The following is a 14,785-nucleotide window of genomic DNA, read 5'->3' as shown; positions in this document are numbered from 1 at the left end:
TAGATCTAATGAAAAAATTACTGTTTATTTCTTTTTGTATAGCAGCATGCGGCCTGGGTGCCCAAGCCCAAACTGCAGGCCCATACTCCTGGAGCAATTTGCCTAAGGCGGCAGTTCCCACGTTTAAAAAAGATACTTTCAACATTATTAAATACGGCGCCGTTGCCGATGGCATTACGCTAAACACCAAAAGCATCAACAATGCTATTGACGCCTGCAGCAAAAACGGCGGCGGTGTAGTATTGATTCCGCAAGGTTTATGGATGACGGGGCCTATCGTACTAAAAAGCAATGTCAACCTGCATATCGACCGTGCAGCCATGGTGCAGATGACCGACGATAAAAGCCAGTACCCTTTGGTAGAGGGTAATTATGAGGGCCACGCCGCGGTGCGTAATCAATCGCCGGTATCGGGCACCAATTTGGTGAATATTGCTATTACCGGTGGCGGTATTATTGATGGCAATGGCACCGGGGTATGGCGTGCCATTGGCAAAGACAGGCTCACCGAAAGCGAATGGAAGGAACTGGTAGCATCGGGCGGTGTGGTTAGCGAAAACGGCAAAAGCTGGTACCCATCACAGAGTTACGCTAAAGGCAATGCCATTAAGGATGTAAGCTTGCTTAAACCCGGAAAAAGCCTGAGCGATTACGAAGAGTATAAGGATTATTTCCGCCCCAATATGGTGGTTTTAACAGGCTGCAAAAAGATCCTGCTAAGCGGCACAACTTTCCAGAACTCGCCCAACTGGTGCCTTCATACTTTGTTGTGTGAAGATTTAACCTTGCAGGATGTGCATGTAAGAAACCCCTGGAACGCGCAGAATGGCGATGCGATAGATGTAGAATCGTGCAGGAACGTATTGGTGGAGAACAGCACTTTTGATGCGGGCGACGATGGTCTTTGCATTAAGTCGGGCCGGGATGAAGAGGGCCGTAAACGTGGTGTGCCAACCGAGAATGTAGTAATGCGCAACAATATTGTTTACCGTGCCCATGGCGGCTTTGTAATAGGCAGCGAAATGAGCGGCGGTGCCAGGAATATCTTTGTAAGCGATTGTACCTTTATAGGTACCGATATAGGCCTGCGTTTTAAAACCGCGAGGGGCCGGGGCGGTATTGTAGAAAATATCTACATCAAAAACATCAGCATGCGTGATATTTTGCACGAGGCTATTTTGTTCGATATGTACTACATGTCGAAAGCCGGATCAACGCTGGGTTTAAAAACCTTTCCGCCGGTAACCGAGGCTACACCACAGTTCCGTAATTTTTATGTGAGCAATGTGGCCTGCAACGGTGCCGAAACCGGGATTTTTGTGCGCGGCCTGCCCGAGATGAGTATCAAGAACATTTATCTTGAAAACATGGTGTTAAAGGCCGATAAAGGTGCCGAACTGATTGAAGCGAATAACATCAGCCTGAAAAACATCACCCTCGAAAGCAAAAATACCAAACCGCTCATCAATATCGAGAACAGTACACAAATTAAACTGGATAATATTAAATATACCCATGCCGAGCAGCTTTTAACCATCCAGGGCGAAAGATCGGCGCAGATCCAGCTGATCAATACCAATACATCGAATGCCAAAACTAAAGTTGAGTTTACTTCTGGTGCTGAAAGTAAGGCTCTGATAAAATAATACGGTAATGAAAAAGATATCGCTCTTTACTTTATTGCTGTTCGTATTTGCCCGTTTAACAGCTCAGGGTCCGGTTTACCCCAAAGAGTTAACCGTGGCCCCCGATGGAAGCGGCAATTATAAAACTATACAGGAGGCAGTTAACTCGGTAAGAGACTTTGGCCAGCGCGTGATTATCCATATCAAAAAAGGAATTTATCACGAAAAACTGGTTATACCGGCCTGGAAAACACAGATCAGTTTAGTTGGCGAGGATAAGGTAAATACGGTGATTACCAACAACGATTATTCGGGTAAGCCCAACCCCGGAGGTAAGGATGCCTTTGGCAAACCAGAGTTTACTACTTATACATCGTACACTGTATTGGTGCAGGGCGATGATTTTACTGCCGAAAATCTAACTATAGAAAACACTGCGGGGCGGGTTGGGCAGGCCGTGGCACTGGATGTGGAGGCCGACCGGTGTAAGTTTATCAATTGCCGGTTTTTGGGCAACCAGGATACGCTGTACCTATCCAACGAAAACAGCCGCCAGTACTATCAAAATTGTTATATTGAAGGCACTACCGATTTCATTTTTGGCGAAGCCACCTGCGTGTTTCAGAGCTGCACCATCAAAAGCTTGACCCCATCTTTCGCCACAGCGGCATCAACCACCGCAAGGCAAAAATATGGCTTTGTGTTTTTTGATTGTAAGCTGATAGCGGATACATCGGTTCACCGGGCTTACTTAGGCAGGCCGTGGCGCTCTTATGCCAAAACGGTTTATATCCGTACGGAAATAGGCGGTCATATCGCCCCTGAGGGCTGGAACCCGTGGAAGGGCGATGCCATGTTTCCGGATAAATTTAAAACGGCTTATTATGCCGAGTACAAAAACACAGGGCCCGGGGCAGATACTAAAAAAAGGGTAGAGTGGGCGCATCGGCTAACCGATAGGGAGGCTAAGGAGTACACGCTTGCTAATATATTTGCAGGTAACACGCCATGGGACCCTTTAAATCATTAACAATTACATTTTGCACAATGATTTTTGTATTTTGGGTTTACAATCATTTTTACATTTCATTGAGTTAAATATTCCGAATGATGATCAAAAGATGCCTAGTAGCAGCATGTACAGTTTTTACATTTGCGGCAACAGCCCAGCAAAAATTGGCAAAGCCAATTCCATCGGCTACGAATTACGTGTCGAAGGTTTGGGTAGCCGATCAGGGAAACGGAACCTATAAAAACCCAGTATTAAATGCTGATTATTCCGACCCGGATGCTATCCGCGTAGGCGATGATTTTTACCTGGTATCCTCCAGTTTTGAAGATATGCCCGGTTTGCCGATACTGCACTCAAAGGATCTGGTTAACTGGACGCTGATTGGCCATGCTTTACTCAGGCAGCCACCCTTTGATCATTTTGCCAAACCACGCCATGGCGATGGTGTTTGGGCGCCAGCCATCCGTTACCATAATGGCGAGTTTTACATTTATTACCCCGATCCGGATTATGGCATTTATGTAATTAAAGCCAAAAACGCGGCGGGCCCTTGGACTAACCCCGCATTGGTTTACGGAGGATCAGGATTGATTGACCCCTGCCCTTTGTGGGACGAGGATGGCGCCGTTTACCTGGTACATGGCTGGGCCGGTAGCCGCGCCGGTATTAAAAGTATCATCAGCATCAATAAACTTAACGCGGATGGCACCAAAGTAACTGATGAAGGGGTGATGGTTTTTGACGGACACGATACCGACCCTACCGTTGAGGGGCCTAAACTATACAAGCGCAATGGCTACTATTATATTTTTGCGCCTGCGGGCGGCGTATCTACCGGTTGGCAGCTGGTGCTGCGTTCTGAAAATATCTATGGCCCTTATGAGCGCAGGGTAGTGATGGATCAGAGTAAATCAGCGGTTAACGGTCCGCACCAGGGCGCCTGGGTTGATACAGAAACCGGGGAAGATTGGTTTTTGCATTTCCAGGATAAGGGGCCTTATGGCAGGGTAATGCATTTGCAGCCTATGAAATGGATAAACAACTGGCCGGTAATAGGCACCGATCCGAACCACACAGGGAAAGGGGAACCGGTACTGACTTATAAAAAGCCCAATGTAGGCAGGGTTTATCCCATCCAAACCCCGCCGGAATCCGACGAGTTTAACGGTATCAGCCTCGGTTTGCAATGGCAGTGGATGGCTAACCCTAAATCAACCTGGTATACCACAACCAACCTGGGCTATTTACGATTGTTCAGTTACCTATCGCCGGACACGGCAAAAAACCTTTGGCAAGCGCCTAATGTGCTGCTGCAAAAAATGCCGGCCGACGAGTTTATGGCCACCACCAAATTCACGTTTAAACCAAATGCTAAATTAGAGAATGAGCGCGCCGGTTTAGTGGTAATGGGCTTTAGCTATGCAGGCCTGACCCTGCAAAGCAAAAAGGATGGTATTTACCTCACTTATATTGATTGCAAAGATGCCGAAAAGGGAAAGCCGGAAAAGGCAGAAACCTTGATGAAGCTGGTTACCCCCACGGTTTATTTCCGAGTAAAGGTAACAGCAGGAGCCAAATGCCGGTTTAGCTACAGTTTGGACGGGCAGCAATATACCGATGCCGGACAGGAATTTCAGGCCGAGGTTGGGCGTTGGATTGGTGCCAAAGTAGGGTTGTTTTGCACCCGTACTACGCAAACAAATGATTCTGGGTATGCTGATTTCGACTGGTTTAGGGTAGAGTTGGTTAAATAAAAATCCAACCAGTAATGCCGCGTCTATTTTTTCCGGCTGTCGGGATCTGCTTATAATGATGGTTTATTAAGCTGTTGATTTATTAGTGCGCAACACATCACCTCCATGTCATCCCGACCGGAGGGAGGGACCTTTTGCGCGCGGTACGTATACAATATATAGGGTACGCTGATTGTCAATAGGCTTATTTTGCATTAATAATCAGTAGTACTTAACTTATAACATCGGCCCGCTCAATCGCCGCGGAAGAGCTTGTTCGTTATTCACTTGTGTTTGTTTTTGGTGTGAATGATTGCTATCGCAATTTTGTCTTGATACAAAAAGTAACCAAAAAAATCAAGACTGCCCGATCTTCCGCCCACAGGCCAAACCCGGCCCGGCGTGCAGTCAGGCCTTTGCCCGCTTTTACCCCTTGCGCCGAATAGATTCACGAGTTTCAAACGTCATCTCTGTTTTTTCCGGCCGTCCGGATCCTTACCCAGTATTACGCGCCCTTTTTTTGTGCGCGAAAGCTGTCCTCCTGAGCCTGTCGAAGGGCGTGCGGCATGGCCCTGTACGAGGTGTTTTTTGATGCGGAATTCATGAACACCTTGAAAAAACAAACAAAAGGTGAATAACGTCAATCCTCCCTGATCCTTCTCCCCGCGAGGCCAGCTCCCGGCCTCGCAGTTCGGGCCTCTATGCACTTGTGCGCTACTTTAGATCACGAAGTTCCATACATCATTCCCTCTTTTTTTCCGGTTGGTCGGGTCCATTACCTATAATGATATGTTAAAACACCCAAGTTGACTCCATGTAAGGTACTCACGACTTAGCAAGGTGCTTTTCGCCCCTCAATAACTCATCCTATTAACTTCAGGTTGATTGGCCCGTCGGGCGTCGGCCTATTGTGTGTAAACAGATAAATACTTAGCTTTAAACAGAATAGATCATTAAACCATTATTAGTTTTCCTGTCTAACCGTAAATCTTCATTTGTGAAAAACATGTTTACCAAGTCACTCCTGTTCCGGTTCTTTGTCTTTTTTAGTTTGGTTTGTACGGGCGCAATGGCCCAGGCCCCGGTTAGCGGCATCAATTCGCTCATATCCAAAATAAGCACCTATAACGCGGCCATGCCTACCGAAAAAGTGTTTATGCACTTTGATAAACCTTATTATTCTACCACTGATACCCTGTGGTTTAAGGTTTATTTAACAACAGAGGCCATTAATTATTCGCCACTAAGCAGCAGGTTATATGTAGAGTTATTAAATGATAGCAGCGCAGTTATTAAACGCTTTGTTTTTCCAGTGGGCGTTGGGCTTACCTGGGGCAGTATCCCTTTAGATGCAAGCTATGTGCATGAGGGTACATACACCATTCGCGCCTATACTAACTGGATGCGCAACTTCGGTGATGATTATTTTTTTAAACAAACATTTTACATCAATAACCAGGGCGAAAACACCTGGCTGGTGAATGTGCACCCCACTTTAGTATCTTCAGGGGGGAAGGATGACGTTAAATTATCATTAAAATTTGCAGGTCTTGATGATAAGGCTGCAGGCATGCGCGATATGCAACTCAAAGTGGTAAATGGCAAAAAAGTGCTGTTACGCAATACGGCCCAAACAGCGGCCGATGGGACCATGAATGTAGATTTCAACCTGCCCGCGCAAACTGCCTTAAAAAATCTAAATCTTGTTGCCCAGGATAAACTGGATAAATCGCGCAAGGCGATGATCCCGATTATGGTTAACCGCCCCCAGGACGTGGATATACAATTTATGCCCGAGAGCGGTCAGTTTGTTACCGGAATACCGGCGCACATCGGCTTTAAGGCTATTGGTGAAGAGGGCAAGGGCATCAGCGTAAGCGGAACAGTATACGATAATGACCATAACGAGATAGCCGCCATCAATACACTTCGATACGGTATCGGTACTATTGATATCACCGCCCAGCCAGGTAAGCTTTATACCGCCGAAATTAATTTACCCGGCGGATTCAAAAAAACGGCGCCCTTACCTGTTCCCGAAAAAACAGGAATTGTTTTAAGAGTACGGAACGCCATTGACCGGGATACCCTGTCGGTTTCCGTTTATAACACTACCGACCAAACCGCTAATAAATATTACTTGTTGGCTATGGCCAGGGGAGTGGTATGTTATGGTGCAACAATAGCCTTTAACAATAACTATTTCTCTACCCGAATCCCTAAAAACTTATTCCCAACCGGTACGGTGCATTTTATTCTGCTCAACCAGGCTCAACAGCCCATCAATGAACGGCTTACGTTTGTCAATCGTAACGACAACTTAAAAATAGAACTTAAAACAGATGCTCAATCTTTCGCGTCGCGTGATAGTATCCCTGTACATATTACTGTAAAAGATGAAGAGGGAAAGCCGGTAATAGGTAGTTTTTCGATGGCGGTAACGGATGATAACCAGGTGAAACCCGAAAGCGCTTCTGATGATAATATCCTATCGCACCTGTTGCTGGCTTCGGACCTGAAAGGATATGTGGAAGATCCTACCTATTACTTTCAACAAAACGAGCAGGCCTGGAAGGCTCTGGATGCTCTGCTGTTAACACAGGGCTGGGTTGGCTATGATCTGAAAAAAATAAACCAGCCCGTAAAACCTGCGTTTGATGCCGAAACCGAGTTTATGGTTAAAGGAACGGTAACTAATTTGTTTAATAAACCGGTTAGCAACTCCAATGTGATGTTATTATCAAAAGGTACACAAAACTTTTTTATGGATACCACCACCAATAAAGAAGGAAAGTTTGTGTTTAAAAGATTCCCGAGAATTGATAAAGCCACCTTCATCATCTCAGCCAGAAACGCAAAGGGCAAGGTAGTTAATGGCGGAATCAGCGTTGATGAGAAAAACCAATTGCCGGTAAGTGCCGGGCCCCCGATGCTTTTAAACCCTTGGAATGTAAATACCGATACAACCGTTTTAAACTATGTTAAGGCTAACAAAAACTATCATACCAGTTTAGATAAAGCCTTATACGGCACCACGGGCAGGCTGCTTAGAGGGGTTGATATTAAAGACAGGGCCGTGATTAAAAACTCGCAGAACTTAAACGGCGCAGGCGAATCGGACCAAACGCTTACCGAAGATGTGTTGGTAAACGCCGGGAGGGTGAGCCTGTTGGATGTGTTATCAAGTAAAATAAAAAACTTTCACTCCAGCTTTCATAAAGACAGTGCCAAGAACATGAACCTGGAGTATTTTATCAAGGATAAAAGGGTAAGATTTGTGTTTGACGGCGTAGACCTCGACCGGTTTTATGAACCCTTCGGCGGACAACCCAACGAGCATTATGAATATCAAAAACAATACCTGGACTATATATCTGCCGAAGATATTTTGGGCGTAGAAGTGATTTACAGCAACAATGGCCGGTATAATGTAGTCAACCTAACCAATACCGACGATCTGCTGGCTGCCACACCGACAGGCCCGCGCGGGTCTGATTTCGCCTACCTTGAAATTACTACCCGGGCAGGCAATGGGCCCTTCATCCAACGCGCCAATGGTATTTACCTGTACAAGCCGCTACCGCTTGCCGAGTATAAACAGTTTTACCGCCCGCGTTATCCCGTAAAGGATAACCTGAAAAACTTTGCCGACCTGCGCTCTACCATCCACTGGGAACCTAATGTAGTTACCGATAAAAACGGCACATCAACTGTATCATTTTATGCTGCCGATAAGCCTACCCATTATACCATTATGTTTGAAGGCAGCGATATGCGGGGCAGAGTGGGTTATCAAACCAAGCAGATTACTATCGGGGCTAATACGCATTAGGGAAGTATAAGGAACTTACAAGCCGTTACCGGTAGTGCTGTTAAGGCTCTGCCGGTAACGGCTTTTGCTTTTTAGATTCGCCCCACCTGAAGTATAATGCATTAACGAACAGGCCCAAGCAGCCGAGCATATCCAACGCTGGTGCGCGCGTGTCGCGTGTTCCCCCAAGGAACTTCCCGGCAATGTTGTTAATCATACCGTCAACCGGCGGAATTTCAACTTAATTCAGTATCCTGCTCACTTAAAAGGTTTTGGACATATTGCGGAACGCGCGACACGCGCGCACCAGCGATGGGGAACACCAACTTATTACAAACATTTCAAGGTGCCAAATTGGCTTCTTGAAATAGGATAAGCTCGATAAAAACACTTAATTTTAATTTTATGAACAATGATCAAATTATTATATATCAATTAACAGGTAGCGATGCAAAAATAGATGTACAAATTGCTGAAGAAACAGTTTGGCTTACCCAGCGTCAGATGTCAGAGTTATTTGGTAAAGATGCAGATACAATAGGTCTACACATTAGAAATATATTTAGAGAAGGGGAATTAGATGCAGGAGCAACTACCGAGGAATCCTCGGTAGTTCAAGAAGAAGCAGGTAGAAGAGTAGTAAGAAAGTTAAGGACATATAACTTAGATGTAATTATATCAGTAGGTTACAGAGTAAGATCACAAAGAGGAACACAATTTAGGATATGGGCAAATGCTATTCTAAAAACCTATCTAAAGAAAGGCTATGCGATTAATGAACGAAAGCTTAAGGAGAAAACTGAACATTTGGAAGAACTAAAGCAAATAGTAGGATTACTTGCTAAAGTACTAAAAAACAAAGAAGAACTTACAACGGATGAGGCTAATGGCCTACTAAAAGTAGTAACAGATTACAGTTATGCTTTAGATATATTAGATAGGTATGATCATCAGCAATTAGTACTTGAGGGGACACAAGATAATCAATTATTTGTGGCTACTTATGATGATGCTATTCAGGCGATAAAATACTTGAAAGATAAGTTTGGGGGAAGTTCTTTGTTTGGCAACGAGAAAGATGATTCGTTTAAAGGTTCTATAGGAACGATCTACCAATCTTTTGGCGGCGTAGAATTTTATCCTACCAGGGAGTGTAAACTAAACTGTGTCAACTAAAAATAAACTTGTTATTGTTTAAGATGTTGAAATGTGGGAAACTCCTTCAGTTTCCCACATTTCAACATCTATCCGTTATTTAGGTGACCAGCTATCCTATCGCCAAACATAATGTAAAGTTGAGATAAAGTCAAACTCCAGTTGTGCATTGGCATTGTCCATTTCTCAGAGATATTCTGGACTACCAGATATACCAGCTTTAACAAGGCTGTATCTGATGTGAATGCGCCCTTTGTTTTAGTTACTTTGCGTACCTGGCGGTGAAAGCCCTCAACCGCGTTAGTTGTGTAGATCACTCTGCGAATGTGTGCATCATACTTAAAAAAAGTTGACAGGTTTTCCCAGTTATTGTACCACGACCCGACCGGAACCGGATACTTTTTAGCCCATTTTTCATCCAGGGAAATCAGATTTTCGTAGCCCTGTTCTTTATTAATGGCTTGGTAAACCGGCTTAAGATCAGCCATGAATTTCTTCTTGTCTTTCTCGGCAATATAGCGCAAGCTATTACGGATCTGATGAACAACGCAGGTCTGTATCTCCGTTTTTGGAAAGATGGCTGCTATGGCCTCGGGAAAGCCTTTTAAACCATCTATGCATGCAATTAGCATATCCTGCAAACCACGGTTCTTTAGATCGGTCAAAACCGATAGCCAGAACTTAGCGCCTTCGCTTTCTGATAAATACATGCCTAACAGATCCTTTTGCCCACGAAGGGAAACACCAAGAATATTGTAAACAGCCCTGGTAATTACGCCGTTGCCTTCACGTACTTTATAGTGCATACAGTCCAGGTATACAAATGCATAAACCGATTCCAGTGGCCGCTGCCGCCATTCGTTCATGGCTGGGATAACTTTGTCTGTAATAGAGGATAAGGTAGTTGCAGAGATATCCATTTGATATATTTCCATGATATGTTTGGAAATATCCCGTGTGCTCAGGCCAAGCCCATACAAGCCGATTACCTTCTCTTCCAGTTCTTCGGTTATAATCACTTGTCGCTTTGGTAACACTACAGGTTCAAAGCTGCCAGACCGGTCCCGGTTGCTTTGCAGATCAAATTCGCCCGAAAGGCTCTTAACTCGTTTCGTGATTTTACCATTAAGGCGATTGGATAAGCCTGCGGCTTTTTCTTCCTGTAGATGGGTTTCTAGCTCGCCCTCAAGCGCTGCTTCTAAAAAATGTTTCAGTAAAGGCGCAAAGATGCCCTTTTCTCCGTTAAGGGGTTTACCAGCGTACATCCCCTTGATCGCCTCTCGTTTGAAACTTTCAAAATCGAAATTGTTGTTTTTGTTCATTCTACTATGTCTAAGTTAAAAATTCTATCCAAATTTTTAACTGACACAGTTCATTTTACAGTCTCTCCTACCATTGAAGATAAAGCAGCAAACCTGTTATACTTTGTGGTCAAAAACCATTCATTTTCTGATGGCAATAAGCGGATTGCTGCCTATTTATTCGTTTGGTTCATGGAAAAGAATGGTATCCTGTATCGCGAAGATGGCTCGAAAAGAATTGCAGATAATGCTTTAGTTGCACTAACCTTAATGATTGCAGAAAGTAGGTCGGATGAGAAAGATATAATGGTTAAAGTCGTCGTTAACCTTATCAATCCCAAAAACTAACGTGATTTAAAACAGATTCTAAGATAGCTTTTGGATTTAAAATCAAAAGTTAAAAACTTGAATCCCCACCTGGTGCGCGCGTATCGCGCGTTCCGCCCAAGCCAGTTTAACGAATTCTATAAAATAAACCTTCCTGTAACAACGTTAATCACCCCGGCAATCAGCTGAATTTCAACCCAATTCAACCTCCCGTTTCACTTAAACACAAGCAAAACATCGCCCAATCACACCATATTATCCACCCCAATAATCCTATTCCTCTTCATTAAATCCCACAAAACAATACCATATTTTAATAAAAAAAGGCGTTTGATTAAATAAATTATACTTATCGCCCCAAAAACATTGAATTTTTATCAAATGTTTAAATCTAATTTGTTTAATCGTTTAAACAAATTAGATTTACTTTAATTAACCAAGGGACTAACCATCATGACAAAGGTTTTACTTCGCGATGTGGCTTTAAGGGCAGGTGTATCTACCGCCTTGGTTTCTTATGTGTTAAATAATCAGAAAGTTGGCCGCATTAGTAAGGATGCCGAACAACGGATCAGAGCGGCTGTGAAAGAGCTGGGCTATCGCCCTAACCAGCTTGCGCAAAGCCTGAAGCGAAACCGGACGTTTAGCATCGGCCTGATTGTTGCAGATATAGCCAACCCATTTTCGTCGGCCCTGGCACGCATCATCAGTGATGAGGCCGAGCGGGCGGGCTATACCTTGATTATTGGCAGTTCGGACGAAAGCAAAGAAAAGTCGGAAAAACTCATCAATAACTTCCGCGACCGTCAGGTTGATGGCTTTATTATAGCCGCCGCCGAGGGCACAGAAGATACGATCAAGGCTTTACACGAGCAAAATATCCCATTGGTGTTAATTGACAGGCTCTTTCCGGGCATGGCGGTTCATAGTGTAACGGTAGATAACTATGATGCATCCTACAAAGCCGCTCAATATCTGGCTCGTTCGGGTAAGCAAAGGATTGGCATTGTTGCTTATGATACCTCGCTGTATCACTTGCAAGAACGTGTGAGAGGTGCCAACGAAGCGCTCGTTAATGCCGGGTTTAAGCAATCACAAATGATTACGGTTGCGGTAAAGGCTCAGGAAGTGGAGAGCGATATGCGTATGTGCATAGCGCAACTCAAAAATGAGCGGGTGGATGCCATATTCTTTACCAGCAACAAACTGGGTGTAGCGGGCCTGCGTTATCTAAACGCTTATCAATTGCACGTTCCTGAGGATGTATCCGTTGTGATGTTTGATGACAGCGAGGCATTTGAATTTTTCCCGGTAGCGTTAACCTTGATACGACAGCCATTGGAAAATATGGGGCAGACGGCGGTAAAACTGCTGCTCGATCAGCTTGGCGAGATGTCTGCGGCGCCGGTACAGCTGATGTTAGAAACTGTGTTCGTTACCGGCGAGTCGGTCTCATTTGCTAACTCCAAAAACAAATAAATTTTTATTTAACATATTGTTTAAACGTTTAAACAAGACCAATTATGATGAATCAACCTAAAATAGTTTGCTACGGCGAAGTTTTATGGGATATTTTCCCTGACGGAGAAAAGGCAGGTGGAGCCCCCTTTAATGTGACTTATAATTTAAAAAAGCAAGGAATTGACAGCCGCATCATTAGCGCCGTTGGTTACGACGAGTTGGGCGACCGGCTGCTGGCCCAAATAAAGGACTGGAATATTCCCCTGGATGAATGCCAGCGGTACCACAACATCCCGACGGGAACCGTAATGGCTACCATCGACGAAAAAAACGAAGCACATTATCAAATAGTTGAAGATGTAGCCTGGGACAATATAGCCTGGACACCCGAAAATGATGCCCTGGTACGCTCGTCCGACGCATTTGTATATGGCAGCCTGTCGGCACGTAACGAAACCTCAAGAAATACCCTTTGCCGGCTTATTGAGGCTGCACCTTTTAAAGTATTCGATATCAACCTCAGGCCTCCGTTTTATAATCCCGAACTCCTTTCCTACTTAATTAGTAAAGCCAATTTGGTAAAGCTTAACAAAGCCGAGCTGAGAGAAATATTAGACATCTATAACAAGCCATACATATCCGAAGAGGAGAGCCTCCGTTTTCTGAAAGAAAAATTTAATACCGACGAAATATTGCTTACCAAAGGTAGCCGTGGCGCTATACATTACAGCAAGGGCATAGCCACACCTTGCGATGCCATTACCGTAACGGTTAATGATACCGTAGGTAGCGGCGATTCGTTTTTGGCCGGATATCTTGCGGCCAGGGCAAGTAATGCATCCGTCGCCGAGGCGCTGTACAACGCTGCTGCAATGGGGGCGTTTATAACCACCAGGAGTGGCGCTTGCCCTCCGTACCAATTGGAGGATTTCGAAAAATTCAAACAGCAGAACCTTCCGCAGGCTCCATTTGATAAAACAGCTTAAAAAAACCAAACCCAATAATCAATTACTTAACCTTAATCAATTTATATATGGCAATGATGTCTGGGGCAGCGGAAACAAAAATCCGCCCCCTGCAACCCACCAACGCAAGCCTATCGGGTACAAAATTTTATATTTTCCCGCTTATACTGATTACCTGCCTGTTTTTCCTTTGGGGTATGGCTAACAACCTCAACGACATCCTTATCCGGCAGTTCAAAAAAGCGTTCGAACTTTCTGATTTCCAGTCAGGCCTCGTTCAGTCGGCATTTTACCTCGGCTATTTTGTGCTGGCCTTACCCGCGGCTTATGTGATGCGCCGCTTTAGCTACAAAACTGGCATTGTAATAGGCTTGGTTCTTTATGCTGCCGGAGCCTTTCTTTTTGTGCCTGCGGCTGATAGTGGTACTTACGGCTTTTTTCTGTTCGCCTTGTTCGTCATCGCGAGTGGTTTGGCTTTCCTGGAAACAGCGGCCAACCCTTATGTATCGGTTTTAGGCACGCCCGAAACGGCAAGCTTCAGGCTGAATCTGGCACAGGCTTTTAACCCGATAGGTTGTGTTACTGGCATTGTTGTGGGGCAACAGTTTATATTTTCGGGCATCGAGCACTCAAAGGAAACCTTGGCCCGGATGACACCGCAAGCCCTTAAAGCCTATTATTTATCTGAATCTTCGGCGGTAAAAATCCCTTATCTGTGTATCGGCATCGTGGTGATATTGTTTGCCGTGCTTGTGCTGCTAACCCGTTTCCCGGTAGTTAAGGACGAGGAGGAGGAAAGCGAAAACGCAAAATCAGGCGAAGGCAAGTTCGGTATATTAAAGATCAGGCACTTCAGGCTGGCCGTACTGGCGCAGTTTTTTTATGTAGGCGGGCAAGTATGTATCTGGAGCTTCCTGATCAGGTATATCCAGCATAACCTGCCCGGCACTCCCGAAAAGGCAGCCGCTAATTACCTCATCATTTCGCTGGTTATATTCACCGCTGGCCGGTTTGTGGGGACTGCGCTACTAAAAAAAGTGAAGGATCACCTGCTACTGGCCATATACGCCATAGCCAGCATGCTTTTGGTAGCCTTAGCGGTACTTTTACCGGGTACCATTGGGCTTTGGGCCCTGGTGCTCACCAGTTTTTTTATGTCCATTATGTACCCCACTATTTTTACGCTTGGCATTAGTGGCCTTGGCCGCCAGGCAAAACTTGGGTCGTCGGTAATTGTAATGGCTATTATCGGTGGTGCCGTGCTAACGGCGCTGATGGGTAAACTATCCGATGTTACCGGCATAACCACTGCTATGGCGATACCGTTGCTGGCATTTGCCGTTGTTGCCTTTTATGGCTTAAAAGGGTATAAAAAAACAGCGTAAACTTAACGCG

The 14,785-nt window shown here is 44.9% G+C and carries 10 protein-coding genes; 9 read left to right on the top strand and 1 reads right to left on the bottom strand.

Going from position 1 to position 14,785, the window contains the following annotated elements:
* The first annotated feature begins 8 nt into the window (after window positions 1-8).
* The 5 genes from MUCPA_RS12940 (at window position 9) to MUCPA_RS12920 (ending at window position 9,357) form a co-directional block, all read left to right on the top strand.
* Window positions 9-1,646, top strand: a complete 1,638-nt coding sequence (locus MUCPA_RS12940) for a glycoside hydrolase family 28 protein (protein ID WP_008506894.1) — start codon at window positions 9-11, stop codon at window positions 1,644-1,646.
* Window positions 1,647-1,653: 7 nt separating this feature from the next.
* Window positions 1,654-2,655: a pectinesterase family protein gene (locus tag MUCPA_RS12935; protein WP_008506893.1), complete on the top strand. Its 1,002-nt coding sequence runs from the start codon at window positions 1,654-1,656 to the stop codon at window positions 2,653-2,655.
* A 77-nt stretch (window positions 2,656-2,732) separates the two neighbouring features.
* Window positions 2,733-4,391 (top strand): glycoside hydrolase family 43 protein, encoded by a 1,659-nt coding sequence (locus tag MUCPA_RS12930; RefSeq protein ID WP_083839332.1) that lies wholly within the window; start codon window positions 2,733-2,735, stop codon window positions 4,389-4,391.
* A gap of 985 nt (window positions 4,392-5,376) precedes the next feature.
* Complete coding sequence (locus MUCPA_RS12925) at window positions 5,377-8,202, top strand: carboxypeptidase-like regulatory domain-containing protein (RefSeq protein ID WP_008506891.1); 2,826 nt, start codon at window positions 5,377-5,379, stop codon at window positions 8,200-8,202.
* 384 nt (window positions 8,203-8,586) lie between these two features.
* Window positions 8,587-9,357 (top strand): virulence RhuM family protein, encoded by a 771-nt coding sequence (locus tag MUCPA_RS12920; RefSeq protein ID WP_050982099.1) that lies wholly within the window; start codon window positions 8,587-8,589, stop codon window positions 9,355-9,357.
* Between the two features lie 68 nt (window positions 9,358-9,425).
* On the opposite strand, the gene MUCPA_RS12915 is transcribed toward MUCPA_RS12920, so the two are convergent.
* The gene (locus MUCPA_RS12915) at window positions 9,426-10,658 is read right to left on the bottom strand and encodes an IS256 family transposase (RefSeq protein WP_008504193.1); all 1,233 of its coding nucleotides are present in this window, start codon (window positions 10,656-10,658) and stop codon (window positions 9,426-9,428) included.
* 6 nt (window positions 10,659-10,664) lie between these two features.
* Here MUCPA_RS12915 and MUCPA_RS12910 point away from each other — a divergent pair, with 6 nt between their 5' ends.
* The 4 genes from MUCPA_RS12910 (at window position 10,665) to fucP (ending at window position 14,775) form a co-directional block, all read left to right on the top strand.
* Window positions 10,665-10,985, top strand: a complete 321-nt coding sequence (locus MUCPA_RS12910) for a type II toxin-antitoxin system death-on-curing family toxin (RefSeq protein WP_217220485.1) — start codon at window positions 10,665-10,667, stop codon at window positions 10,983-10,985.
* A gap of 432 nt (window positions 10,986-11,417) precedes the next feature.
* Window positions 11,418-12,443: a LacI family DNA-binding transcriptional regulator gene (locus MUCPA_RS12905; RefSeq protein WP_008506889.1), complete on the top strand. Its 1,026-nt coding sequence runs from the start codon at window positions 11,418-11,420 to the stop codon at window positions 12,441-12,443.
* Window positions 12,444-12,487: 44 nt separating this feature from the next.
* Window positions 12,488-13,411, top strand: coding sequence for a carbohydrate kinase family protein (locus tag MUCPA_RS12900; protein WP_008506887.1), 924 nt, complete (start codon window positions 12,488-12,490; stop codon window positions 13,409-13,411).
* Between the two features lie 47 nt (window positions 13,412-13,458).
* The gene (gene fucP, locus MUCPA_RS12895) at window positions 13,459-14,775 is read left to right on the top strand and encodes an L-fucose:H+ symporter permease (RefSeq protein ID WP_008506886.1); all 1,317 of its coding nucleotides are present in this window, start codon (window positions 13,459-13,461) and stop codon (window positions 14,773-14,775) included.
* Window positions 14,776-14,785: the final 10 nt, after the last annotated feature.

Source organism: Mucilaginibacter paludis DSM 18603, assembly GCF_000166195.2.
GTDB lineage: Bacteria > Bacteroidota > Bacteroidia > Sphingobacteriales > Sphingobacteriaceae > Mucilaginibacter > Mucilaginibacter paludis.
Note: the sequence above shows the minus strand (reverse complement) of the source record. Positions and strands in the feature narration are given on the sequence as shown.

What these genes read in the sequence shown, in the direction of transcription:
- MUCPA_RS12920 (WP_050982099.1), top strand. Translation starts at nt 8,587, where the DNA reads ATGAACAATGATCAAATTATTATATATCAATTAACAGGTAGCGATGCA.
- MUCPA_RS12925 (WP_008506891.1), top strand. Translation starts at nt 5,377, where the DNA reads ATGTTTACCAAGTCACTCCTGTTCCGGTTCTTTGTCTTTTTTAGTTTG.
- MUCPA_RS12930 (WP_083839332.1), top strand. Translation starts at nt 2,733, where the DNA reads ATGATGATCAAAAGATGCCTAGTAGCAGCATGTACAGTTTTTACATTT.
- MUCPA_RS12905 (WP_008506889.1), top strand. Translation starts at nt 11,418, where the DNA reads ATGACAAAGGTTTTACTTCGCGATGTGGCTTTAAGGGCAGGTGTATCT.
- fucP (WP_008506886.1), top strand. Translation starts at nt 13,459, where the DNA reads ATGGCAATGATGTCTGGGGCAGCGGAAACAAAAATCCGCCCCCTGCAA.
- MUCPA_RS12940 (WP_008506894.1), top strand. Translation starts at nt 9, where the DNA reads ATGAAAAAATTACTGTTTATTTCTTTTTGTATAGCAGCATGCGGCCTG.
- MUCPA_RS12900 (WP_008506887.1), top strand. Translation starts at nt 12,488, where the DNA reads ATGATGAATCAACCTAAAATAGTTTGCTACGGCGAAGTTTTATGGGAT.
- MUCPA_RS12915 (WP_008504193.1), bottom strand. Translation starts at nt 10,658, where the DNA reads ATGAACAAAAACAACAATTTCGATTTTGAAAGTTTCAAACGAGAGGCG.
- MUCPA_RS12935 (WP_008506893.1), top strand. Translation starts at nt 1,654, where the DNA reads ATGAAAAAGATATCGCTCTTTACTTTATTGCTGTTCGTATTTGCCCGT.
- MUCPA_RS12910 (WP_217220485.1), top strand. Translation starts at nt 10,665, where the DNA reads ATGTCTAAGTTAAAAATTCTATCCAAATTTTTAACTGACACAGTTCAT.